Genomic DNA, 23,432 nt, shown 5'->3' with positions numbered 1-23,432 from the left:
GCTTCGCCGGAAGGTTGCACCCTTGGCGCCGGGCTTCGGTAGCCCCGAAGCCCCGAAGCCCCGAGGCCCCGAAGCCCGGATGGCCGCCCACCGGCGCCGTCAGGTCAGGACATCGCGTCGCCGCAAGGCCCCCATCCCGGCCCCCACCAGCACCACCGCAGCCGCGGTGAGCGCCAGCACCGGGCCCCACTCCATCCCCGTGCCCCCCGGCAGTTTCGGCAGGTGCGTGAACGGTGACACGTCCATCACCGGCTGCGGCAGATCGATGGCGGGCCCGATCCACCCCAGTGCCAGGCAGATCCCGGCCACGCCCCACGACGCCACCGCCGCCTTCGGGAGCGCCCCGTACAGCAGGACCGCCACCCCGCCGAGCGACCAGACCGCCGGCAGCTGCACCAGCGACGCACCCAGCACGGCCGGGAGGTCGTGTCCGTATCCGGCGGCCAGGCCGAGGCCGCCGACCGTCATGATCAGGGCCGCGCCACCGAACGCGATGACCAGATGACCGGCCGCCCACCCGATCCGGCTCACCCCGCCCGCCAGCACCGGTTCGGCACGCCCGGCGGTCTCCTCGCCGTACAGCCGCAGCACCGACGCGACGATGTACAGCGCCGCGACCATCCCGAGCATGGAGACCATCGCCGCGAGGAACGCGTCGGTCAGTCCGGCCTGTCCGCCCATCCGCTCGAAGATCTCCCGCGTCTTCGCGTTGTCGCCGACGAGATCCGCCGCCCCGCCGGTCAGTCCGCCGAAGACGGCACCGACCGCGGCGAAGGACAACGTCCACCCGGTCAGTGCACCGCGCTGGAGCCGCAACGCGAGACCGAACGCCGTGGAGATCCGCCCCTGCGCGGGTCCGGGCCGGGCCGCCAGGAAGCTCATGCCGACATCACGCCGCCCCGCCAGGGTGTACGCGAGGGCTGCCTGGACCGCGACGGCGCCCGCGATGAGCAGGAGCACCCACCAGCGCTCGTCCCCGTACGCGCGCACGTTCTGCGCCCAGCCGACGGGGGAGAGCCAGGTCAGTACGGACGAGCCGTCGTCCGTCGCCGAGTCGCCCGCCGCCTTCAGCACGAACGCGGCACCGATCACCGCCGCCGTGATCCCCTTCGCGAGTCGTGCGCTCTCGGTGAACTGAGCGGCGATCGCGGCGGTACAGGCGAACAGCAGGCCTGTACCGGCGACCGCCAGGGCGAGCGCCACCGCTCCGGCGCCGCCCGCACCGGAGCCGGCCGTACCGGCGGCGATCACCAGTGCCAGCGCGGTGTCGGCGATCAGCGCGGCGAGGAGTGCGGAGGTCAGCGGGGCGCGGCGCCCCACCATGGCGGAGGAGAGCATCTCCTGACGGCCTGTCTCCTCTTCCTCCCTGGTGTGCCGGATGACGACGACCAGACTCATCACGGCCGCCAGCGCCCCGCCGAAGCCGGCCATCCGCCAGCTGACGAGCCCGCCGACGGAGTCGTCGAAGACCGGCCCGTACAGCGCCCGGATCGAGCTGTTGCCGTTCATCGACGCGGCGAGCTCGGCGCGCTGGGCGGCGGTGTCGTACAGCGAGGCGAAGGACTTGCCGACGGAGGAGAAGGAGGCGCCGAGCACGAGCACCCAGATCGGCATCATGATCCGGTCGCGCCGCAGCGCGAGCCTCAGCAGGGTCCAGGTGCCGGCGAGCCGCCCGGCCCCGGATCCGGTCCCGGCACCGGTCCGGCGTCCCGCACCGGCCGGTGCGGTCGTGGTCACGGCAGTCATCGCGCCGCCACCCCCACACCCTCGCCGCTGTCCGGCGTGCCCGGCGCGTCCGTCGCGTCGGCCGTGTAGTGACGGAGGAAGAGCTCCTCCAGCGTGGGCGGGGTGCTGGTCAGCGTCCGTACCCCCGATGCGGAGAGCGACTTGAGGACCGCGTCCAGCTTGTCCGTGTCGACCCGGAGCGTGACCCGCAGGCCCTGGACGTCGAGCTCATGGACGCCGGGCAGTTGCGCGAGCCCGTCCGGAGCAGCGGCCAGCTCGGCGGTGATGTTCGTACGGGTCAGATGGCGCATGTCCGCCAGCGAACCCGTCTCCACCGTCCGCCCCTGGCGGATGATGCTGACCCGGTCGCAGAGCGATTCGACCTCGCTGAGGATGTGGCTGGACAGCAGGATCGTCCGCCCGCGCGCACGCTCCTCGGCGACGCAGCCCTGGAAGACCTCCTCCATCAGCGGATCGAGCCCGCTCGTCGGTTCGTCGAGGATCAGCAGATCCACGTCCGAGGCGAACGCGGCGACGAGGGCGACCTTCTGCCGGTTGCCCTTGGAGTACGTACGCCCCTTCTTCGTCGGGTCCAGCTCGAAGCGCTCGACGAGGTCGGCGCGCCGGGTCCGGTCGAGGCCGCCGCGCAGCCGCCCGTACAGATCGATCACCTCGCCGCCGGAGAGGTTGCGCCACAGCGTGACGTCACCCGGGACGTACGCCACCCGCCGGTGGAGCTCGACCGCGTCGTCCCACGGGTCGCGGCCGAGCAGCTGGGCAGCGCCGGAGTCGGCCCGCAGCAGCCCCAGCAGCACCCGGATGGTGGTGGACTTCCCGGAGCCGTTGGGCCCGAGGAAGCCGTGGACCTCACCGGTCTCGACCATGAGGTCGAGGCCGTCCAGCGCATGCGTCCGACCGAACGACTTGTGCAGCCCGGCCACCGTGATTGCCTTCGTCATGATTTTGAAGGTACGCTACGTTCACAAATTTGTGAAGTTAAGGAAGCGTATTAAAGTTGGGGCACGGGCGGGGGCCGGGAACCAGGGGAGACGATCGGGTCATGACCAGCGAATCCGAGAAGGACACGCGTGACGAGCGCGACGAGCAGGCCGTGTCGCGGTTCGTGGAGCGGTTCGCGTCCGAGATGACCGAGGCGGGGATGCAGCGGATGGCCTCCCGGGTCTTCGCCGCGCTCCTCGCGGACGACGACGGGTCGATGACCTCCGCCGAGCTCGCCATGGCGTTGCAGATCAGCCCGGCGGCCGTGTCCGGCGCGGTCAATTACCTCACGCAGGTCAGCATGGTCGGCCGCGAACGCGATCCGGGCTCGCGCCGGGATCGCTACCGCCTGCACGACGAGGTCTGGTACACCACCTTCACCCAGCGCGACCGGGTGCTCACCCGCTGGGAGAGCACCCTCAGGGACGGCGCCCGCACTCTGGGCGAGCACACCCCGGCCGGCGCCCGCCTCGCCGAGACAGCGGCGTTCTTCGAGTTCGTGCAGGAGGAGCTGGCCGGAATGATGGACCGCTGGCGCGAGCACCGCACCACACTCGACCTCCCGGTGGCCGACGAGCGCGGGGGACAGCGCGCGGGCGCCTGACGCGGCGTGGGACGGAGCCCGTCACACCGGGCCCGGGACCAGGTCCGCCAGGGCGTCGACGGCGCCGGGGTCGGACGGGTCGATGTCCTCGTACAGGCCCTGCGGCCAGTACGGGCGCCCCTCGATCCAGGCCACGACCAACGGCTGCCCGTCGCGCCGTCCGCGCAGTTCCGCGATGCCGGTCGGCGCGGGCAGCCCGGCCCATGGGTACGTGTACGGCCCGGGCGGCAGGAGCCGCAGCAGACCCTCCGGCGGAGGGTCGTCGACGTTCTCGGCGGCCTCTTCGCCCGCCCCGTCGCCCGTGTCTCCAGCCGCTCCCTCGATGGGGAAGAGCACGAGCACGGGCCCGGCGGTCGCGCTGGACACGTCGTGCAGCAGGGCGTATCGCAGGGTCCGGGTTTCGGGAGCGACCACGGCACGGGCCATCCGCCGCGCGAGCGGGATGCCGGAGCTGATCGTCCGCCAGGCGAAGTAGAGCCCCAGGGCCCCGCTCAGCACGGCGAGCCCCCGGGGCAGTTCCGGGACCATGTTGGCGCCCAGGACCCAGCACAGTACGGCGACGGCGCTCGCGAACCCCAGCAGCCACAGGGTCTCCGCGGTTCCGGCGACGTACCGCAGCATGGGCACCCGCCACCAGATCACCTTCTGCCCCGACCGCACCTCGCCCACCGCTCGCGGCTCCACCGGGTCCGGGCCGCGCAGCCCGGCCTGCCGGTCCGCCACGGCGGCGAACGCGGTGTAGGTGGCGGGCGCGGGCCGCGCGGACTCCGTGCCGGGCCGGTCGTCCGGTCCGGCGCCCGGTCCCGTACGCACCCACGGCCGGTCGGGCAGCGGGTGCGGCGGCAGCCTCCGGCCCCGCGATCCCCGCCCCCGTACGACCAGCCGGACCACACCGCCGACGCCCCCGAACGCCACCAGCGCCAGCCCACCGAGCCCGACGGCGTCCGTCACGGCGAAGGCCTGGGTGCCGCGCAGCTGCGCGTCGTACAGATCGCCCTTGAACGGTGGATACGAGACGACGTAGCCGTTCTCGTAACCCTCGACCGAGGCCCGGTACGGGGCGCAGTGGAACAGCCCCGTGCGTTTCTTCCCCCCGTACGGATCGGTCCACCGCACGACGCAGCGGCCGTCGCCGCGCTCGCCGATCACCGTCAGGTCGACCCGCGGGTCGCCATCGGACGCCACCGACCACCACGTGGCGAGCGCCACCAGGAGGCAGCCGACGACGAACACCCAGCGGAAGATCCCCCGCCACCAAGGTCGCCGCCGCACTTCTGCCACCGGCGCTGCCTCGGCCACCTTCGCCACCGGCGCTGCCTCGGCCACCTTCGCCACCGGCGCCGTCTCCGCCACCGGCGCCCCGACCACGGCCGCATCACCCGGCGCGATCTGCGGCTGGCTCGGGGCCGGGCGCGTGTGGAGAGCGCTGGCCTGGGGGCGGGCCGCGATCGAGCGCGCCCGACGGCCTCGTACCGGCCTGGCCCAGATCAGTTCCGTGCCACCAGGGGGCGCCAGCACACCCCCCTTGCGGGGATCGCCGCACCACCACAGCACCCCGCCGGGTCCGTTCAGCAGCTGCAAGCGCCACTGGACGGTGGACGGTGCGAGCGGAAGCAGCTCACTCGGCCCCGGCCCGCTCAGCACCACGACGGCCCTGCCGCTGCCGCGTTGCAGGGCGACCGAGGTGTGGGCCACCCACGGCCCGGCGCCGAGCACCCGGCGCATCCGCCGTGCCCGGTGCCTCACCACGGCCCCGCCCACCAGCAGCGCCACGCCCAGCCCGCCGAGCGTCGGAATCATGGACCACCCGATGACGAACACCGCGCAGAACACCGCCGAGCACAACCCCGCCGCGCCGCCACCGAACAAGCGCCAGGCCGAGGCCCAGTACCGTTCCAGCGCGTCCGTCGTCCCCGGCAGGTCCAGCGCGGCCGGGGCCGGCCGACCCGCCGCCGGCGCGGGAGCCACGGCCTCGGCGTCGACCCTGGCGCCCGCCCCCGCGTCCACCCCAGGTCTGTCCGTATCGCCTGAGCTGTCCGACATCTCCAGCCCCACCCCTCCGCCTGGCCCGACCCCGGAGGCTACCCCTCGTCCGTCGGCAGCATCAGCCCCCAGGCGCCCGCCCGTACCGTCCAGGTCCTCGTCCGGACGGGGCCGGCGACCTGTATGTCCGCCCGGTAGCGGAAGTCCGCGCCCGAGACCGTGACGGCCTTCGCCTCCGCCGTGACCGGTTCGGCCGCCGGAGGGCGGATCACCACCTCCGCGAGACCTCCGTCGCCGCCCTGCGAGGTCACCGTCACCGACTCGACCGGGCGGTCCAGATCGTTCAGCAGGACGCCGTCCGCCTCCACCCGCAGCCGGTGCGTCGGGTGCGGGGAGGGCGGCGTCTGCGGGATGGGGCGCACCAGCGTGCGGACCAGGGAGCGGCAGGTGTCCCAGACCGCCGTGACCCCCGTAGGGGCGGCCACGGCGCCCGGCAGCGCGCTCAGGGCCGGGATGTGCAGCGACCCCAGGACCACGCCGTCGCTGTCGTCGACCAGCAGGTCCAGTCTGCGCACCGCGCCGTCCAGCGCGGTGCGCGCCGCCGCCACCGCGCCCAGCGGCACGCCGAGCGACCGGGCGAGTTCCAGCGCGGCCGAGGCGCCGACCGGGATCAGCGAGAGAGCGGCCTGGGCGGGCTCGCGCTCCCGGTGGAGCAGGGTCACCGCCCGTCGCAGCGCCCGGTCGTCGCCGACCACCACCGGGCGCCGACCGCCCCGGCGGGACAAGGCCCGCGCGAACTCCTCGGGGCCGTCGGGCAGGCAGATCTTGGCGTGCGAACCGGCGCTCAGTACGTCCTTCGCGATACGGACGGACTCGCCGTCGGTCCGGCGGGCCACCGGGTCGATGACCACCAGCAGCTGGTGCGTACCGTCGCCGGGGGGCTGGGCAGCCGACACCTCGGTCCTTCCTCGGGTAGCATCTTGGTGCAAGAGCCCCTTGCGCTATTGCGCCAGGGGCTTCGTCTATTCCGGGGCACCCGGTTCGACGGTTCAGGCATTGCCGTACAACGACGTACGGCACGTACGACGTTTACGTACGCCCCCTGACCTTGGACATGCCCCGCCCGGAAGGGGTGTACGCCTGTGCCCGCACTTGTGCTGCTCGGTGCTCAGTGGGGTGACGAGGGCAAGGGAAAGGCCACCGACCTCCTCGGTGGATCCGTGGACTATGTGGTGCGCTACCAAGGCGGCAACAATGCCGGCCACACGGTGGTCGTCGGCGACCAGAAGTACGCACTTCATCTCCTCCCTTCCGGAATCCTTTCGCCGGGGTGCACCCCGGTCATCGGAAACGGTGTCGTCGTCGACCCGGCCGTCCTGCTCTCCGAGCTGAGTGGGCTGAACGAGCGCGGCGTGGACACGTCCAAGCTGCTGATCAGCGGTAATGCCCATTTGATCACCCCGTACAACGTCACCGTCGACAAGGTGACGGAACGGTTCCTCGGGAAGCGCAAGATCGGCACCACCGGCCGCGGCATCGGCCCGACGTACGCCGACAAGATCAACCGTGTGGGCATCCGCGTCCAGGACCTCTACGACGAGTCGATCCTGGAGCAGAAGGTCGAGGCGGCCCTGGAGCAGAAGAACCAGCTTCTCGCCAAGGTCTTCAACCGGCGCGCCATCGAGTCCGGCAAGATCGTCGAGGAGATGCTCCAGTACGCGGAGCAGATCAAGCCCTACATCGCCGACACGACGCTTGTCCTGAACAACGCCATCGACGAGGGCAAGGTCGTCCTCTTCGAGGGCGGGCAGGGCACGCTGCTCGACGTCGACCACGGCACGTACCCCTTCGTCACCTCGTCGAACCCGACCGCGGGCGGCGCCTGCACCGGTGCCGGTGTGGGCCCGACGAAGATCAGCCGGGTCATCGGCATCCTCAAGGCATACACCACCCGTGTCGGTGCGGGCCCGTTCCCGACGGAGCTGCTCGACGAGGACGGCGAGGCGCTGCGCCGGATCGGCGGCGAGCGCGGTGTCACCACCGGCCGTGACCGTCGCTGCGGCTGGTTCGACGCGGTGATCGCGCGGTATGCGACCCGGGTCAACGGTCTCACCGACTTCTTCCTCACCAAGCTGGACGTGCTGACCGGCTGGGAGCAGATCCCGGTGTGCGTCGCGTACGAGATCGACGGCAAGCGTGTCGAGGAACTCCCGTACAGCCAGACCGACTTCCACCACGCGAAGCCGGTCTACGAGATGCTGCCGGGCTGGTCCGAGGACATCACGAAGGCCAAGACCTTCGACGATCTGCCGAAGAACGCGCAGGCGTACGTGAAGGCGCTGGAGGAGATGTCCGGCGCCCCGATCTCCGCGATCGGTGTCGGCCCCGGCCGCACCGAGACGATCGAGATCAACTCCTTCCTGTAGGGCTTTCTGCAGGAGCGGTGAACGTGCCAGGAGGGCCGGGACGGTGAGTCCCGGCCCTCCTGGCGTCCGGTCGAAGGTTTTACCTTCGGGCCGCCCCGTGTTCCGGACCATGATCCAGACTAATCCCTTCCGGAATTACTCCTGTTGGGGGCGGGTCCGGCGGCGCGAGGGTGTCGCGGCCCTGCTCCCGGGCACTCCTTCGAGAAACTTTCCCCGTCTTGGTCTAGACCTTGACAGGTTCAGACCAGCGGCGCTTGAGTGACCGTCAACCCCCCCATGTGGCGGCACACCGTCCAGCCGGTGCGCCGCGCCGAAGGAGTGATCACGTGATCAGACGCATCATGGGCCTGCTCGCCGCGCTGGGCGCGGTCGTCGCGATGCTTGTCGTCCTTCCTTCCACCACCGCCGCGGCTGCCGACTGCGCGGCACCCTGGAACTCCTCGTCCGTCTACACCGGCGGCGGAACGGCCTCCTACAACGGGCACAACTGGACCGCCAAGTGGTGGACCCAGAACGAGACCCCCGGCAGCTCCGACGTCTGGGCGGACCAGGGCAGCTGTGGCGGTGGCGGTACGGACCCGGGCACCCCGTCCGGCTTCGTCGTCAGCGAGGCGCAGTTCAACCAGATGTTCCCGAACCGGAATCCGTTCTACACGTACGGCGGACTGACCGCGGCGCTGAGCGCCTACCCGGGCTTCGCGAACACCGGCAGCGACACCGTCAAGCGCCAGGAGGCGGCGGCGTTCCTCGCCAACGTCAGCCACGAGACGGGCGGTCTGGTGTACGTGGTCGAGCAGAACACGGCCAACTACCCCCACTACTGCGACAGCAGCCAGCCCTACGGCTGCCCGGCCGGTCAGGCCGCCTACTACGGCCGCGGCCCGATCCAGCTCAGCTGGAACTTCAACTACAAGGCCGCCGGTGACGCGCTCGGCATCGACCTGCTGGGCAACCCGTACCTGGTCGAGCAGAACGCCTCGGTCGCCTGGAAGACCGGCCTCTGGTACTGGAACACCCAGAACGGACCCGGCACCATGACCGCCCACAACGCCATGGTGAACGGCGCCGGATTCGGCGAGACCATCCGCTCCATCAACGGCTCCCTGGAGTGCAACGGCGGCAACCCCGCCCAGGTCCAGAGCCGTATCGACCGATACCAGGCGTTCGTGCAGATCCTCGGCACCACCCCCGGTTCCCATCTGAGCTGCTGACCCGCGGACCCCCCACCCGACGGGGGCGTGCCCGGCCGCTTCGGTCGGACACGCCCCCGCTTTGGTTCACCGGACGGCGCCGCCGGCTCCCGCGACGTCCAGCGCCCGGAAGGCCAGCCACAGGTCGTACCGCGCGCTCGGTGCCTGCAGCAGCGAGCGCTGAAGAGTGGATTCGAGACGCGTGAGGCGCTTGCGGACCCCCGGCACCGAAAGGCCCAACGCGGCGGCCGTGGGCCCGAGCTGGGCCTCGCAGTCCAGCCAGGTGCGCAGCGTCGTCCGCGGATCGGCGGTGGTCCGGGCGGCGCCGGACGCGGTGAGCGGGCGCAGTTGCTGGGCCGCCCACTCCTGGACGGCCGGTCCGCGCAGGATGTCGTCGAGCCGGTGGGGCGGCCGGGTCGCCGCCTCGTCAGGGGGGACCGCCCGCAGCACGGAGGGTGTGGCGCGGACGCGCAGGGCCAGATCGAGGGCGGCCTGGCCGGCGACCCGGCCCAGGTCGAGGCCGAGCAGCTCGCCGATCAGCCGGAGCCGTGCCGTCAGGGTGTTCCGATGGATCTTCAGGTGCTGCGTCGCGTGCGAGGAGAACGCGAGCCAGGAGGCCAGCGTCGCCGCGAGTTCCTGGCTGCCCGGGTCATGGCTGCGCCGCGGTACGTGTGTGAGCAGCGGGTTCAGCAGCGCGTCCGCCCACCGCGCGCCGGCCGCACCGACGGCCAGGGCGGCCTCCGGCGCCGAGCCGAAGCGGGCGTGCCGTGCGGGCAGCCGGCGGGCCACGGCCAGGGCATGGAAGGCCTGGCGGTATCCGGTCGCGGTGTCGGACAGCGGTACGTCCTCGCTCGCACCCACGACGCACTCGTCCACCACGTCGGCGACCCGGAGGCCGAGTTGCCGCTCGGCGGCGTCCGGACCGGCGGGCACGACAAGGATCAGATGACGCGCGTACACCGGACAGCGCACGATCCAGGACCGGCCGCCGGAGAGCTCCGCGCAGTTCCGCGCCACCTCGTCCCGGCGGCCTGTCGGGCACTCCACGACACACACCTGTACGGGGTCGGGCAACGCGGGCCTCAGAGCGCCCGCCACCTGATGCGCGATGGACAACTGGCCGGTCATGAGCAGATGCAGCACCGCCTCCCGGTTGCGCGACTCCGCCAGGTCGACGCGTCGGCGCTTGCGTTCCACGGACTCCGCGGCCCAGCACGTGGCGAGCGGCATCGCGACGTCGGAGAGAAGCCCGACGAGGCCGTCCGGCAACGGGCGCGGGGCGACGACGGCCAGGACCGGGGAAGAGGCGTCGGGCGGGCCGTCCAGCGGGAACAGCAGCACGGTGCGCGAACCCCGGTCGCACGAGAAGGAGCGCGCGCCGAGCGCTGCCAGTTCCCTGGCGCCCTCGGTGGCCAGCGCGGCGGCCTCGGCGGCATCGGTGACCGTACGGTCCGGGCCCCGGACCACGCCGTGCAGGACGGTGCCCTCCCCGTCGAGCAGTCCGGCCCAGCCCTCCGCCCGGCCGGACACCCAGCGCAGCAGCTCCCGCGATCCGCCGGAACGGGCCAGCCGGTGCATCCGCAGTACGTCGTCGGCCCGTTCCCGCGCGTACACGCGCCCTCCGCTCCCCGCGCTTCCGCGCCTTCGCACTCCCGAAAAAACCGGAGTGCAGCGTACCGGGTCTGGCTGTGCGGACTGATACCTCGGGCGGCTCACACAGTGCGAACTGAATCTTTCTGTCACGTACCCGAAGTCCTAGAGTCCGAACACGGTTGCGGGGCCCTTCGGGGGAGGGGCGCACGGGGACGACGGCAGCGGCTCACGGGGGTGGCCGCTGTCGTCGGCCGCGGCCGGTCGTTCCTTCTCCCTTTCTCCTTCCTCCCGTTGTCGCTCCTGCTCCCGTTGTCAGTGGTGGCCCCTAAGGTCGGCTCACGATCAGGATCACGATCAGAGACGACCGGGAGAGGCCGCCGCCATGGAGTTCCGCATCGAGCGCAGTGCACTGACCGACGCCGTGGCCTGGGCGGCCCGCGTGCTGCCCACGCGCTCTCCCGTACCCGTGCTGGGCGGGCTGCTGGTGGAGGCGGCCGACGGCCGGCTGCGCATCTCGGGCCTCGACTACGAGGCTTCCGCGTGCATCGAGGTGGAGGCGGAGACCATACGGGCCGGGAAGGTGCTGGTGATGGGCCGGCGGCTGCTCGATGTCTGCCGGGTGCTGCCCGAGGGCGCGGTGGAATGCGCGGTCGAGGGTTCACGTTTCTCGCTGGCCAGTGACAGTGCCCGATTCGGGCTCTCGGTGCTGCCGTTGGACGACTATCCGTCGCTGCCGTCCCTGCCGGAGGTGCTCGGCGCGGTGGACGCGGAGGAGTTCGCCGCGGCCGTCGCCCATGTGACGGTGGCGGCGGGCCGGGACGACACGCTGCCGACCCTGACCGGCATCCGGCTGGCCCTCGACGGCGACACGATGACACTCGCCGCCACCGACCGCTACCGCTTCGCGGTACGCACGCTCTCGTGGAAGCCCGGCAAGGACGGGGTCTCGGTCGATGTCGTGGTCTCCGCCCGCAGGCTGACGGAGATCGCCCGCTCTTTCGGCGGGTCCGCAATGGTCCGGCTCGCGCTGGACGCCGGTTCGGTCGGTTTCGAACTGGCCGGGATGCGCACCACGGTGCGTCTGCTGGACGGCCGACTGCCGCGCCACGACAAGCTGTTCGCGATGACGGACCCCGTCTCCGCGCTGACGGACCGGGCGCCCCTGGTCGAGGCCGTCAAGCGCGTCGCCGTGGTCGCGGAGGGGGGCAGCCCGCTCCAACTGACCTTCTCCGGCGGCTCGGTGCTGCTGCAGGCGGGTTACGAGGACGATGTCGCCTCCCAGCGTCTTCCGGCCGTTCTCGACGGCACCGATGAGCTGACGGTCGCCTTCAATCCCTCGTATCTGATGGACGCACTGGCCTCGTTCGACGCGCCCGTGATCCGGTTCGAGCTGTTGGGCCCCGGCCAGCGCGCGATGGTCACCGGGTGGGCGTCCCAGGAGGACGCCGTGGCGGAGGCGTCGCACCCGGCCCACCAGCATTTGCTGATGTCGGCCCGGCCGCTGGTGTAGGACGGCCGGGCCCGGGAGGAGTCCCGGGTGCCCCGAGCTGGGCATGACCCCCGGTTGGCTACGCCCTCGGCACCCACCGCCGCCGCCCCTGAACGACGGAGGTGCGGGGCCGCGCGATCCCGCCCGGCCCCGCACCGTTCCGCCCGCTCGTGGGCCTGCCCGCACCGCCTACTTCGTGAAGATGAAGTACTTCCAGGCGCCGTGGGTGGTCGAGTTCACCGTGTCCCCCGAGGTGCCGTTCACGTACGAGGCACGGACGCGCATCCGGTAACCGGTGTCATGGGTGCCGGTGAGCGTCACGAGGGACTTGCCGTCGGTGCCGAGCTTGAAGTACTGCGAGCCCGCGTCGTACCACGTGCCCTGGTAGTAGAACTGCAGGGACAGCTTGTGCGAGCGGTTCTTGTAGTAGCTCATCGTCGTGGTGAAGACCGGATTGGTCTTCTTGTGGAAGTACGCGTACGACGTGGAGCCGATCTTGGCCGTCTTGTACTGCTTGGAGACGGAGGTCGAGACCTTCACCCTGGCGTACGCCGTGGAGGTGACCGTCTTGGACGCGTACCGGCCGTCACCCTTGAAGACGGCGGTGACGGTGGTGTCCCGGGTCATGCTGACCGTGGTGGACAGATTGCCCTTGGAGTTGACCTTGCCGGTCGCCACCAGTTTCTTCGGCTTGTCCGGACCGAACGGATCCACCCACAGCTCGACGGTGCGGTTCTTGTACGTCTTGCCGAGGTGCGCGGTGAACGACACCTTCGCGCCGTAGGAGTAGAGCGCCTTGTTGTGGTTGAGCGTCAGCGAGGGCACCGTCCGGGGGACGGCGACCTTGGCGGAACCCGACGCCGCGGAGTGGGCGGCGTCGCCCGCGTACGAGACCTTGTACGTGACCTGGCCGCCCGCGGTCGGGGTGTCGGTGAAGGAGAAGCTGCCGTCCGACTTCAGCGTCACCGAAGGGAGCGCCTTGCCCTTGGGCGACTCGATGTCGGTGCGCGTCACCGTGGCCTTGGCGCCTGCCGGGAACGCACCGTCGGACTTCACCCGGCCGGTGACGGTGAGCTTCTTGCCCAGCGCCGACTTCGCCGGGGCGTTGACCGTGACGGTGGACGCGGACTTGACGGCGTCGGTGAGTACCCGCAGCGAGCGGACGCCGTAGCTGTTCACGGTGACGGCGAACAGCCGGCTGGTGTCCGGTGCCCAGGCCAGGCCCGCGTCCTCCAGGGTGTCCGCACCGCTGCTGTTCCCGGTGTTGGGGAAGTCGTACGTCCGGACCGGCTTGCTGGTGACACCCGGCTTGTAGACGTAGACGTCCGGGTCGTACCAGGCGGACGATCCGGCGGCGACCATGCCGTTCGGAGCGATGTCGACCGCGTTGGGGTACGAGGTGGACGGATACGCGATCCCCGGCGTGAGGTCCGTCGCGCTGTACGCCTGGTGAAGGTACGGAGCGGCGCTGGCCACCACGACCTGCTTGCCGTCCGGCGTCAGCGCGAGGTCACGCAGATTGCCCCCGTCCGTGGACCGGAACGCGGTGCGCGTGGCCGTACCCGAGGACACGTCGTACATGGCCAGATACGTCGGGCTCTGGGTCTCGATACCGGCGGCCAGCGTGTCCGGCGCACCGGGCGTCGATGCCAGGGTCGGGGCCGCGTACCACGTGCCGTTCGTCTCGTGGTCCAGGGTGACGACCGGTTCGGCCCCGGACAGGTCGAGCGAACCGATGTGGCCCGAGCCTCCCCCGCCGTACCCGAACCAGAGCTTGCCCCCGGCCAGCGCCGGGAACTTCGGGTCGGTGCCGTTGCCGGTCGCGTACCGCGCGGACTCCTTGAGAGCCGCGGTGTCGATCGTCACGATGGCGTCGACGCCCGGCACAGCGGCGTACAACGTGCCGGAGTCTGCGGACAGTTCGAGACCGGTCACGCCCGGCAGCGACGGGATCGTACCGACGACGTTGCCGCTGTAGTCGGCGACGAGGACCTTGCCGCCGGTCGGGTCACTGATGAAGACCCGCTGGTGGACACCGTCCGCGACGATGTCGCCGACGGATGCGGCGGGAAGGATCTTGCTGGAGTCGGCAGCGGCCGGATTCGCCGCACCGCCGACCAGAACCACTGAGCTGAAGAGGACCGCGAGCGAGGTCGCGGCCGAGATTCTGCGCGTACGCAAAATGATGTCTACCCCCACGGTAAGAGGGCCGCGTGGCACCCGGAGATGAGCGCGGGGTGCGGCCCGTCACCGCAGGGTATGGCATGACGTCCACATCTCGTACACATATGTGGGGCCGGGGTGCTCCCGGCCCCGTGAACCGTCCGCCGACGGCATCCGACAGGTTCAGGTGTGAGTGGTTGAGGGAAATCCGGGTGGGGTTGATCATGGTCGACCAGCTCGCCGGCCAGGGGCGCTGCCGGGGTTCACGGAAAGATCGTCGGGCCGGTGTCGGTGCCGGCTGCGGTCCGTCCGTGCCGTGGGCGGGGTTCCGGGCGCGTCATGCCCAGAACACCCGCGCCACGGTCTACCTGGTGAGGTCGGCCGGTTTGTCGAGTCGCGTCAGCTTCTGAGGGTTGGACGTCGCGTAGATCCGGCTGATGCGCCCGTTCTCGATCACGAGGCTGACCGCGGCCCGTCCGCTGTCGGATTCGATCCGGATCGCGGGGGCGCCGTTGAGCCACACCGCCATGGTCTCGACCTCGGCCCGGTCCGTGCCGGCGAGCATCGTCGCCACGAGTTCGGCCCCGTGGACGGGGGCCGGTGCGGCGGCCGTGAGCCCGCCGCCGTCGGCGATGAGGACCACGTCCGGCGCCATGATCTCCAGAAGATCCTGGACGCGTCCGGTGTGCAGCGCGGCGACGAACCGGGCCACCACGGCCTTGTGCTCCGACCGGCTCACGCTGACGCGTGGCTGCCGGGCGGCGACGTGGTTCCGGGCCCGCCGGGCGATCTGCCGAACCGCAGCGGGGGTCTTGCCCACGGCCTCGGCGACCTCGTCGTACGGCACGTCGAAGACCTCGCGGAGCACGAACACCGCGCGTTCCACCGGCCCGAGCGTCTCCAGGACGGTCAGCATCGCGATGGAGACGCTTTCCGCGAGTTCGACGTCGTCGGCGACGTCGGGGTGGGTCAGCAGGGGTTCCGGCAGCCATTCGCCGACATAGTCCTCGCGGCGGCGTGAGAGTGTGCGTATGCGGTTGAGTGCCTGCCGGGTGACGGCCCGGACCAGGTACGCCCGCGGGTCGTGGACCTGTGACCGGTCGGTGCCGGCCCACCGCAGCCAGGTCTCCTGCAGCACGTCCTCCGCGTCGGCCGCGGACCCGAGCATCTCGTAGGCGACGGTGAACAGCAGGCTGCGGTGGGCGACGAACGGGTCCTCGGTCATTCCGTGGACCCTGCGCGGGACGTTGCCGGACGCTTGGCCAGCGGGATCTCGCAGGCGTCGGAGAAGCCCTGCGAGGTGACCCCGTTCGCCACGTTGGCCCTGGTCGCCAGGTTGACGTAGGCAATGAGCGCGGTGAGCTCCACCATCGCCGGCGTCCCGAGCCGCTTGAGAAGGGCGGCGTACTGCTCGTCGGTGACGGTCGGCGGCGTGTTCGTCATCGCCTCGGCGTACCCCATGACGTCGCGCTCCAGCGGAGTGAACACGTCCGACTCCCGCCAGCGCGGTACCTGGCTCGCCTTGGCCAGGTCCAGGTTCTCGTTCTGCGCCTGGAAATAGCCGACGTCCAGGCACCAGCTGCAGCCGACCTGCGACGCGACGGCCATGTGCGCGAACGACTTCAGGCCCGGGTCGACCGCGTCCCACGCCCCCACCCTGGCGCCGAACTCCAGGTTGTCCTGGGTCACCCGGGGGCTGTGCCACAGCACCTCGACGTTCTCGGGCACGATGCCCAGCTGCTTGATCATGTTCTCCTTGAGCTCGGCGGGGAGGTCGGCCTTCGGCAGGCGCAGCGACATGCTGTCTCTCCTTGTATGCGTCCCTGTGGGGCTGTTCGGCATGAAGACACCGCCCGGCCCACGCATGTGACAACCACCGCAGCCCCGGCGCTGATGGCTGTGATCAACGCCGTCGACCGGCTCGACGTGAGCGCGTGCAACCCCGGCGGCTCCTGCCGACCCGGCCGGTTCGCCGACCTGGCGAACCGACCGACGGGTTCAGCTGTGTCACGGCCCGGGAGCGCTCGATCCGGGCCGGGCCGGGCCCGCGCCGTGGCGCGCCGGAAGCGGCACTCTGCAGGGCGGATGGCTGCCAACAGCTGATCAGCCGGTCTTGGTGTACGTGAGCTTCTCGCCGGTCCCCGGGATCTCCCGGCTCAGAGTGCCGTTCGGGAGCAGGGTGAGTGTGGTGGGTTTGCCCGCGGTGCAGGACGACATGGGTTCGCCGACGGTGACGGTGGAAGGGCCGACCTCGACGGGGCCGCTCGGGGTCGGTTCCGAGGCCAGGTCCGCCTTGAAGACGCAGTGGTAGGAGCCGCCGTTGTCGAGCGGGCCGTCCGCGGTGAGGGTGAGGACGGACTGGCCCACCGTGCCCTGCTGGATGACGAGTTGCCGGGTGGAGTGGCCCGAGGGGTTGTCGATGGAGCCCGACCAGGTGCCGAGGTAGCCGGCCGGGACGGGGCCGTCGCTGTGCTTCTTGCCGTCGGAGGGGGAGCGGTCCGCGTCCGGGGAGTCCGAGGAAGAGGGCGCGGTGGGGGACGGCTCGGGCGTCGGGCCCTTGTCGCTCATGAGCGCGTACACGGACCCGCCCGCGCCGATGGCGACGACCACTGCGATCACGATGAGGGCGATCGTCGCCGCCTGTCCGCGCCGGGCGGATTCGGGGCCCGGCTGCGGGGCCGCGCCGGGGTAGAGGGGGCCGTACGGGGGCGTGGTACCGAAGCCCGGCTGGTGCGGCGGCCCCGGTGGCTGGGGATGTTGCTGCGGGTATCCGTAACCGGCATGGCTCTGCTGGGCGGGCGGCTGCTGTGGACAGCCGTACGAAGGAGAGGGCGACGGGCCGAGGGGTGGGGCGGGTGACGGCGTGCCGACCGTCGTGGGGAGCGTGCGGTCGGCGCCGGGCGGCGGCTCGGGGGTGGGGCGGTCTGTGGGCGGTGCGGACGCCGCGGGCGCCGGTGGCGCCTTGTCCGGGACGGGGTCCGGTGCGGATGTCTCCTCCGGGTCCTCGGAGTCCAGCAGTTCCACGGCGTGGCGCCCGAGTTGGGCTATGAGCGCGCCCGGGAGCCAGGGCTCCGCCGTATCGCCGTCGGCCAGGCGTTCCAGGATGGCGTCCGTCGTCGGACGGGCGGCCGGGTCCTTGTGCAGGCAGTCCCGGACCAGTTCGACGAGGTCCACCGGGACGCCGGCCAGGTCCGGGTCCTCCTGCGCGATCCGGAACATCTGCGCGTGCACGTTGCTGTCGGACGCCCCGAACGGCAGGCGGCCGGTCGACGCGTACGCCAGGACCGAGCCCAGACAGAACACATCGCACGCCGGGGTCACGCGCTCGCCCCGTACCTGCTCGGGTGCCATGAAGCCGGGTGAACCCAACAGGGCCCCGGTGCGGGTGAGTCCGCCGTCGGTGACGGTGTCGAGTGCGCGGGCTATACCGAAGTCGATGACGCGCGGTCCGTCGATGGTCAGCAGGATGTTGGAGGGCTTGAGATCGCGATGGACGAGCCCGGCGGCGTGGATGGCCTGGAGGGCGTGGGTGAGACCGGCTCCCAGGATGTGGACCGAGCGTTCGGGCAGCGGACCGTACGCCCCGGAGGCCTTCCCCACGGGGGCGCCCGCGCGGCCGGTGACGGTGGCCTGGAGGGAGGGCCCGGCGACGTACCCGGTCGCGACCCAGGGCACGGCCGCCTCGGTGTCGGCGTCCAGGACGGGGGCGGTCCAGTCGGAACCGACCTGGCGGGCGGCCCGCACCTCCTGGCGGAAACGGTCGCGGAACTCCTGCTGCTCGGCGAGGTCCCCCCGTACCAGCTTGATCGCGGCGGTCCGGCCGCGGTCGGACCGGGCCAGATAGACCTGACCCATGCCACCCGCGCCGAGCCGGCCCAGCAGACGGTAGGAGCCGATGCGTTGCGGATCGGTGGACCCGAGCTTCTCCATGGTGTGCGTCCTCCCCCGTGCGGCGATACGCCGGAACGCGTCGAGAATAGCGGCGTGCTTCGCGCCCCGGCGGGCCCGGATTGTCAGGGACGTCCGGGGGCACCCGGCGACTCCTCTCCGGTTCCGTCCGCGGCCCGCAGGACGGGCCGGAAGCGCCCGCCCGCGCCCCCTTTCGGTCCGCTCGGTGAGCGAGGAGAGAGACGGCCGCCCGGCGGTCCCGGTTCCCACCGCGCGCCACGCCCCACCGCTCGGGCCCGCTGCTCACGCGGGCCGCTCGTCGGATTCGGTAGGTACTTCGCGAGCCCTCTCCCGACCAGCGGATCCGCGATCCGCTTGCGGTGCCGCGCCGACCAGACACCCTGCCCACCTGAGGGCCTCACGCCATACAAGGTGGCCATGTCGGGCCGCTCCCGGCGCGGCCTACGCTCGCCGCATGACCCCTCATGCCCCTCATGCCCCGCATGTCGACCCCGCTGCCGGTGCGGCCGTGAAGGCCGCCGACCGCGCGCACGTGTTCCACTCCTGGTCCGCCCAGGGCCTGATCGACCCGCTCGCCGTCGCCGGCGCCGAGGGGGCGTACTTCTGGGACTACGACGGCAACCGCTACCTGGATTTCACCAGCGGCCTCGTCTACACCAACATCGGTTATCAGCACCCCACCGTCGTCGCCGCGATCCAGGAGCAGGCGGGCAAGCTCGCCACCTTCGCCCCCGCGTTCGCGATCGAGGCGCGCTCCGAGGCCGCGCGCCTCATCGCCGAGCGCACCCCGGGCGACCTGGACAAGATCTTCTTCACCAACGGCGGCGCCGAGGCGGTCGAGAACGCCGTCCGGATGGCCCGGCTGCACACCGGCCGTACGAAGGTGCTCTCCGCCTACCGCTCGTACCACGGCGCCACCTCCACCGCGATCAACCTCACCGGTGACCCGCGCCGCTGGCCGTCCGACAACGGCTCGGCGGGCGTCGTCCGCTTCTGGGCCCCGTTCCTCTACCGCTCGCCGTTCCACTCCGCGACGGAGGCCGAGGAGTGCGCCCGCGCGCTCCAGCACCTGGAGGACACCCTCGCGTTCGAGGGCGCCGCCACCATCGCCGCCATCATCCTGGAGACGATCCCCGGCACGGCGGGCATCATGACGCCGCCGCCCGGCTACCTCGCGGGCGTCCGCGAGATCTGCGACCGGTACGGCATCGTCTTCATCCTGGACGAGGTGATGGCCGGCTTCGGGCGCACCGGCAAGTGGTTCGCCGCCGACCACTTCGACGTGGTGCCGGACCTGATGACCTTCGCCAAGGGTGTCAACTCCGGTTACGTGCCGCTCGGCGGTGTCGCCATCTCCGCCGAGATCGCCGCCACCTTCGAGACCCGCGCCTACCCGGGCGGACTCACCTACTCCGGTCACCCGCTGGCCTGCGCGGCGGCCGTCGCCACCATCCAGGTGATGGAGGACGAGAAGGTCATCGAGAACGCCGCCCACATCGGCGAGACGGTGCTCGGGCCCGGTCTGCGCGAGCTCGCCGACCGCCACCCGTCGGTCGGCGAGGTCCGCGGCCTCGGCGCGTTCTGGGCGCTGGACCTGGTCCGCAACAAGGAGACCCGCGAGCCGCTGGTCCCGTACAACGCGTCGGGCGAGGCCAACGCGCCGATGGCGGCCTTCGGCGCGGCGGCGAAGAAGAACGGCCTGTGGCCCTTCATCAACATGAACCGCACCCACGCCGTTCCGGCCTGCAACGTCACCGAGGCCGAGGCCAAGGAGGGCCTCGCGGTCCTCGACGTGGCGCTGTCCGTCGCGGACGAGTACACCGTGTAGCGGCAGGGCCCGCGCGGCCCGGCGGTGCGACGCCCCTCCCCTTTCCCCTGCCCGGATCCGGGCAGGGCGGCCCTGCCTTAAGGTGACCGAAAGCGAAAAAGGGGAGGGGCGCCATGTGCGCGAGCGGAGCTGTGACCCGCAGTACGCTGCGGCAGCAGATCACGGACGCGCTGCGTGACGAGGTGCTTGCCGGGCGTCTGCAGCCGGGACGGGAGTTCACCGTCAAGCAGATCGCCGAGCAGTACGGCGTCTCCGCGACACCGGTGCGCGAGGCGCTCTTCGATCTCTCCGCGCAGGGGCTGCTCGAATCGGATCAGCACCGCGGTTTCCGGGTGCGTGAGTTCACCGTCGACGACTACCGGTCGATGGTCGAGGCACGGGCGCTGGTCATCGACGGAGTCATCCGCGCCCTCTTCCGGGAGCCGACGCCGTCGGCCGCGCAGGTGGTGACGTACCGGGAGGGCATGGTCCCCGTACGCCGCAGGGCCCAGGAGGCCGCACGGGCGGCGCGGGGCGGCGATCTCGACATCCTCATCGGCTACGACCTGCGCTTCTGGCGAGAGCTGGGCGCGCTCATGAGCAACTCGTACATCAACGACTTCCTGCACCGGCTGCGCGTCCAGGCATGGGTGTTCGCGGTGCCGTATCTGCGCCATGACGCGGGAGCCCGGGACTGGCTCTGGCACGGCCATCCGGAACTCGTCGCGGCGCTCACGCTCGGTGACCACGACGCGGTGCGCGCGGTGATCGACGACTTCAACGCGCACGCGTTGAGCTGGGCGGACCGGCTCGCGGCCGGAAATCCCGGACAGCCGGACCACGACCCGCAGCCGGCGGGAGCGCCATTAGTGGGGGAGCCCCCGACGGCGGAGCCTTCGGCGGCAGAGACCTCGGCCGGGCGGTCCTCGACGGGGCCGGCGGGACCGGCAGGGCCGACGGGGCCGACGGAACAGGCCTCGGCCGCCACAGGACCGGAGCCGCGGCGTCCGGCCGGCTGACGCGTCGGCCGTGTGGGCAGCGCGGACGTGTCCCGGGCGCGCGAACCAGGGGCACCCGGCCTCCACCGCCCCCTACCCGTGACCATCGGCCACTGTGCGCGACGGGCCCGCCGCATTACGCTGGCCCGACCGTCTGAGAATTCCGATGCGCACCCGTGGGAGAGCGAGACTTCGTGGCCTGTGACCTGTGGCTGGTCCCCCTCGTCGATGTGCTGTGCCACAGCCCCGACAACCCGTTCGCCGAAGAGATCGCCGTCTACGACAAGGCGTTGAGCGAGGCAGGACTGCCGCCCGTTCCCGTGTACGCCTACATGCCGGGCCTGACCGGAGACGTCGCCCCGGTCGCGGGGTTCGACTACGACGCGCTGCACTTCCTGCGCCGCGCCTATCTGCTCCAGCTCAGCGGCCTCGCCGTGACACCCGTCGACGAACTGGGCGGGGACTACCAGCAGTTGCTGGAGATGTTCGAGGCGACGGCCCAGCAGTCCCACCTGGTCTGGCACTACGACCACGCGGGGGCGTACGTCCCGCTGGACTTCGCCGTTCCGCTCTCCGACGACGACCTGCTCGCGGGCGGCGGCCCGCTCGGTTCCGCGCATGGGCTGCTACGGGAGCTGGAGTTCGTCGCCCCGTCCATCGGCATCGACCCGGCGAATCCCCCGGCCGCCCCGCTGCCGCCCATCGGGCCGACCTCCCTGGAGGAACCGGCGGGCCCGATTCTGTACGACGACAGTCCGTTCGCGCGCGAGCGGCACGTCTGGCTGGGCCTGCACGCGGCGGCCACGCGCAGCCTCGCCCAGGGCTCAATGATCATCTTCAGCTGAGGCGCACAACGCCCGGAAGATGCACGGCTGCCGGAAGGTGCACAGCGGCCGGACGATGACGGCCAGAAGATGACAGCCGGACGATGACAGCCGGAGGCAGCGGGCCGTGGCGCCGGGACGGGCCGCACACCTCCGCAGTCACCGCGGTGGGATCACCGCGGTGACTCCGGAGGCCGTTGCCTCGGCATGTTCGGCCGGGTCATCGTCTGCATCGGGAACCGTCCCGGCAGCGCCCCGTGGTCCGTACGCCCCCCGTTCCCGCTGCCCGACGACAGCGCCTGCATCCCCATCGGCGCGGGCCCGGCCCGGAACTCCACCATCCAGTCCGCGGTCTCGGTCCGTACGAGTTCCGTGATGTCCTCCGAGAACCGCCGCAGCACCCCCAGACACCGCTCGGCCGCCTCGCTGGCCGTCCCCTCGGTCGGGCCGAGCACCTCCCGTACGCACTCCGACGCCCAGTCGAACTGCAGCACCTGAAGGCGTCGCTGCACGGCCTGGGCGGTCGCGAGGTTCCTTATCCAGCCCGAGGTCAGGCCGAAATACCGGTCGCTCGCCATGCACGCGGCGCCCAGCAGCAGCGACAGATAGCCCCAGCCAGCCGTTCCGCTCAGCGCCCCGGTGAGATCGAGTAACGGCAGCGCGGCACCCGCGACCGCCCCGGCCGCCGTGCCGATCCGCAGCATCCTGGCCCCGCGCCGCTTCCGGACCCGGTCGCCCAGATACCAGTCGGCGGTGCGCAGCGCATCGGCCTCGACCCAGCGGTACAGCTCGTCGAGGCGTTCGGCCGGTTCCCCCCAGTTGCCGAGCGGGAACGGTTTAGCGGTCAGATCCCCGCCCCGCGCACCCCGGCCGCGTGCGCCGGAGCCAGAACCGGAGGGACCGGCCGAGCCGGCCGAGCCGGGCTCGTTGCGGGGCGCCCCTTCGGGCTGCATCTCCGGCTGACTCACCGGGTACTCCTCTGCATTCTGCGTAGCGACGCCTGATGTGTGGTGGTGTGTGTTCGATGGTGGGCTGATCACTGCTCTCCGGCGTGGCCGACTGTCCCGGGTACGTAACCTTGCGTGACGGACGGTGCGCCTAGGTGTCCTGATGCGTATGCCCTTCCTACCGCCGAATGGTGGGCTGCGTGGTCGGAATCGCGGCATTCCGGGGTGTACAGGGCCTGTGATCAGGTATAGGAGTCCACTCGACGCTGTTTGAAACTCACCCGAAAGAGTTGCTCGCCAGTGGGTGGGGCGCACTGCGCGGTGACCACGTAGGCTCGGCGTACCGAAACATTTTGTCGTCGAATTGCCAGGAGTGACCGTGATTCCCGGTGGTGGTCAGCCCAATATGCAGCAGTTGCTGCAGCAGGCGCAGAAGATGCAGCAGGATCTCGCCACGGCCCAGGAGGAGTTGGCCAGGACCGAGGTCGAGGGCCAGGCGGGTGGCGGTCTGGTGAAGGCGACCGTGACCGGCTCCGGTGAGCTCCGCGCTCTGGTGATCGACCCGAAGGCCGTCGACCCGGAGGACACCGAGACGCTCGCGGACCTCGTCGTCGCCGCGGTCCAGGCGGCGAACGAGAACGCGCAGCAGCTTCAGCAGCAGAAGCTGGGCCCGCTGGCCCAGGGCCTGGGCGGCATGCCCGGCCTCCCCTTCTGACCGCGCGAACACGAACTCGGCGTTCAGCTCATCCAGGATCAGGAGAAGGAAGGCGTTCCC

18 protein-coding genes are annotated in these 23,432 nt (G+C 71.4%); 8 read left to right on the top strand and 10 right to left on the bottom strand.

Annotation, left to right across the window (positions count from 1 at the left end; translation table 11 throughout):
• Positions 1-99: 99 nt before the first annotated feature.
• A complete protein-coding gene (locus ACF1B9_RS20810) occupies positions 100-1,746 on the bottom strand; it encodes an ABC transporter permease (protein ID WP_391744508.1) in 1,647 nt (548 codons plus the stop codon).
• Complete coding sequence (locus ACF1B9_RS20805; RefSeq protein ID WP_391744509.1) at positions 1,743-2,684, bottom strand: ATP-binding cassette domain-containing protein; 942 nt, start codon at positions 2,682-2,684, stop codon at positions 1,743-1,745. The genes ACF1B9_RS20810 and ACF1B9_RS20805 overlap by 4 nt, the downstream gene beginning before the upstream one ends.
• Positions 2,685-2,785: 101 nt before the next feature.
• On the opposite strand from ACF1B9_RS20805, the gene ACF1B9_RS20800 reads away from it, so the two are divergent.
• Positions 2,786-3,328: a GbsR/MarR family transcriptional regulator gene (locus tag ACF1B9_RS20800; protein ID WP_391744510.1), complete on the top strand. Its 543-nt coding sequence runs from the start codon at positions 2,786-2,788 to the stop codon at positions 3,326-3,328.
• Positions 3,329-3,349: 21 nt separating this feature from the next.
• Here ACF1B9_RS20800 and ACF1B9_RS20795 read toward each other — a convergent pair whose 3' ends face one another.
• Together ACF1B9_RS20795 and ACF1B9_RS20790 are read right to left on the bottom strand one after the other, a co-directional pair.
• The gene (locus tag ACF1B9_RS20795) at positions 3,350-5,371 is read right to left on the bottom strand and encodes a hypothetical protein (RefSeq protein WP_391744511.1); all 2,022 of its coding nucleotides are present in this window, start codon (positions 5,369-5,371) and stop codon (positions 3,350-3,352) included.
• Between the two features lie 38 nt (positions 5,372-5,409).
• Complete coding sequence (locus ACF1B9_RS20790; RefSeq protein ID WP_391744513.1) at positions 5,410-6,267, bottom strand: diacylglycerol kinase; 858 nt, start codon at positions 6,265-6,267, stop codon at positions 5,410-5,412.
• 186 nt (positions 6,268-6,453) lie between these two features.
• Between ACF1B9_RS20790 and ACF1B9_RS20785 the strand changes: the two genes are divergently transcribed.
• Positions 6,454-7,737: an adenylosuccinate synthase gene (locus ACF1B9_RS20785; RefSeq protein ID WP_391744515.1), complete on the top strand. Its 1,284-nt coding sequence runs from the start codon at positions 6,454-6,456 to the stop codon at positions 7,735-7,737.
• A 326-nt stretch (positions 7,738-8,063) separates the two neighbouring features.
• Positions 8,064-8,948 (top strand): glycoside hydrolase family 19 protein, encoded by an 885-nt coding sequence (locus tag ACF1B9_RS20780; protein WP_391744517.1) that lies wholly within the window; start codon positions 8,064-8,066, stop codon positions 8,946-8,948.
• Between the two features lie 66 nt (positions 8,949-9,014).
• Here ACF1B9_RS20780 and ACF1B9_RS20775 read toward each other — a convergent pair whose 3' ends face one another.
• The gene (locus ACF1B9_RS20775; protein ID WP_391744627.1) at positions 9,015-10,505 is read right to left on the bottom strand and encodes a helix-turn-helix domain-containing protein; all 1,491 of its coding nucleotides are present in this window, start codon (positions 10,503-10,505) and stop codon (positions 9,015-9,017) included.
• A 397-nt stretch (positions 10,506-10,902) separates the two neighbouring features.
• On the opposite strand from ACF1B9_RS20775, the gene dnaN reads away from it, so the two are divergent.
• Entirely contained in the window at positions 10,903-12,030 is a 1,128-nt protein-coding gene (gene dnaN, locus ACF1B9_RS20770) for a DNA polymerase III subunit beta (RefSeq protein ID WP_391744518.1), read from the top strand.
• Between the two features lie 168 nt (positions 12,031-12,198).
• Here the strand turns inward: dnaN and ACF1B9_RS20765 are convergent, their stop codons facing one another.
• The 4 genes from ACF1B9_RS20765 to ACF1B9_RS20750 all read right to left on the bottom strand — a co-directional run bounded on the left by ACF1B9_RS20765 (position 12,199) and on the right by ACF1B9_RS20750 (position 18,102).
• The gene (locus tag ACF1B9_RS20765) at positions 12,199-14,190 is read right to left on the bottom strand and encodes an Ig-like domain repeat protein (RefSeq protein ID WP_391744519.1); all 1,992 of its coding nucleotides are present in this window, start codon (positions 14,188-14,190) and stop codon (positions 12,199-12,201) included.
• A 346-nt stretch (positions 14,191-14,536) separates the two neighbouring features.
• The gene (locus tag ACF1B9_RS20760; protein WP_391744520.1) at positions 14,537-15,397 is read right to left on the bottom strand and encodes an RNA polymerase sigma-70 factor; all 861 of its coding nucleotides are present in this window, start codon (positions 15,395-15,397) and stop codon (positions 14,537-14,539) included.
• Positions 15,394-15,972, bottom strand: a complete 579-nt coding sequence (locus tag ACF1B9_RS20755; protein ID WP_391744522.1) for a carboxymuconolactone decarboxylase family protein — start codon at positions 15,970-15,972, stop codon at positions 15,394-15,396. Before ACF1B9_RS20755 ends, ACF1B9_RS20760 begins: the two co-directional genes overlap by 4 nt.
• A 303-nt stretch (positions 15,973-16,275) precedes the next feature.
• The gene (locus ACF1B9_RS20750; RefSeq protein WP_391744524.1) at positions 16,276-18,102 is read right to left on the bottom strand and encodes a protein kinase; all 1,827 of its coding nucleotides are present in this window, start codon (positions 18,100-18,102) and stop codon (positions 16,276-16,278) included.
• Positions 18,103-18,535: 433 nt separating this feature from the next.
• Between ACF1B9_RS20750 and ACF1B9_RS20745 the strand changes: the two genes are divergently transcribed.
• The 3 genes from ACF1B9_RS20745 to ACF1B9_RS20735 all read left to right on the top strand — a co-directional run bounded on the left by ACF1B9_RS20745 (position 18,536) and on the right by ACF1B9_RS20735 (position 21,731).
• The gene (locus ACF1B9_RS20745; RefSeq protein ID WP_391744526.1) at positions 18,536-19,909 is read left to right on the top strand and encodes an aspartate aminotransferase family protein; all 1,374 of its coding nucleotides are present in this window, start codon (positions 18,536-18,538) and stop codon (positions 19,907-19,909) included.
• 113 nt (positions 19,910-20,022) lie between these two features.
• On the top strand, positions 20,023-20,907 hold the full coding sequence (locus ACF1B9_RS20740) for a GntR family transcriptional regulator (RefSeq protein ID WP_391744527.1): 885 nt from the start codon (positions 20,023-20,025) through the stop codon (positions 20,905-20,907).
• A gap of 173 nt (positions 20,908-21,080) precedes the next feature.
• The gene (locus ACF1B9_RS20735) at positions 21,081-21,731 is read left to right on the top strand and encodes a hypothetical protein (RefSeq protein WP_391744628.1); all 651 of its coding nucleotides are present in this window, start codon (positions 21,081-21,083) and stop codon (positions 21,729-21,731) included.
• 152 nt (positions 21,732-21,883) lie between these two features.
• Here ACF1B9_RS20735 and ACF1B9_RS20730 read toward each other — a convergent pair whose 3' ends face one another.
• Positions 21,884-22,663, bottom strand: a complete 780-nt coding sequence (locus tag ACF1B9_RS20730) for an SLATT domain-containing protein (protein ID WP_391744629.1) — start codon at positions 22,661-22,663, stop codon at positions 21,884-21,886.
• Positions 22,664-23,036: 373 nt separating this feature from the next.
• Between ACF1B9_RS20730 and ACF1B9_RS20725 the strand changes: the two genes are divergently transcribed.
• Entirely contained in the window at positions 23,037-23,372 is a 336-nt protein-coding gene (locus ACF1B9_RS20725) for a YbaB/EbfC family nucleoid-associated protein (RefSeq protein WP_351086067.1), read from the top strand.
• Positions 23,373-23,432: the final 60 nt, after the last annotated feature.

The sequence above is a fragment of the Streptomyces sp. NPDC014727 genome, from assembly GCF_043083485.1.
Classification (GTDB): Bacteria; Actinomycetota; Actinomycetes; order Streptomycetales; family Streptomycetaceae; genus Streptomyces.
This window is presented reverse-complemented; position numbering and strand designations above follow the sequence as displayed.

Excerpts from the sequence above, each read along its gene's own strand:
- ACF1B9_RS20810 (WP_391744508.1), bottom strand. The coding sequence starts at position 1,746 with ATGACTGCCGTGACCACGACCGCACCGGCCGGTGCGGGACGCCGGACC.
- ACF1B9_RS20805 (WP_391744509.1), bottom strand. The coding sequence starts at position 2,684 with ATGACGAAGGCAATCACGGTGGCCGGGCTGCACAAGTCGTTCGGTCGG.
- ACF1B9_RS20800 (WP_391744510.1), top strand. The coding sequence starts at position 2,786 with ATGACCAGCGAATCCGAGAAGGACACGCGTGACGAGCGCGACGAGCAG.
- ACF1B9_RS20795 (WP_391744511.1), bottom strand. The coding sequence starts at position 5,371 with ATGTCGGACAGCTCAGGCGATACGGACAGACCTGGGGTGGACGCGGGG.
- ACF1B9_RS20775 (WP_391744627.1), bottom strand. The coding sequence starts at position 10,505 with ATGCACCGGCTGGCCCGTTCCGGCGGATCGCGGGAGCTGCTGCGCTGG.
- dnaN (WP_391744518.1), top strand. The coding sequence starts at position 10,903 with ATGGAGTTCCGCATCGAGCGCAGTGCACTGACCGACGCCGTGGCCTGG.
- ACF1B9_RS20760 (WP_391744520.1), bottom strand. The coding sequence starts at position 15,397 with ATGACCGAGGACCCGTTCGTCGCCCACCGCAGCCTGCTGTTCACCGTC.
- ACF1B9_RS20755 (WP_391744522.1), bottom strand. The coding sequence starts at position 15,972 with ATGTCGCTGCGCCTGCCGAAGGCCGACCTCCCCGCCGAGCTCAAGGAG.
- ACF1B9_RS20750 (WP_391744524.1), bottom strand. The coding sequence starts at position 18,102 with ATGGAGAAGCTCGGGTCCACCGATCCGCAACGCATCGGCTCCTACCGT.
- ACF1B9_RS20745 (WP_391744526.1), top strand. The coding sequence starts at position 18,536 with ATGACCCCTCATGCCCCTCATGCCCCGCATGTCGACCCCGCTGCCGGT.
- ACF1B9_RS20740 (WP_391744527.1), top strand. The coding sequence starts at position 20,023 with ATGTGCGCGAGCGGAGCTGTGACCCGCAGTACGCTGCGGCAGCAGATC.
- ACF1B9_RS20730 (WP_391744629.1), bottom strand. The coding sequence starts at position 22,663 with ATGCAGCCCGAAGGGGCGCCCCGCAACGAGCCCGGCTCGGCCGGCTCG.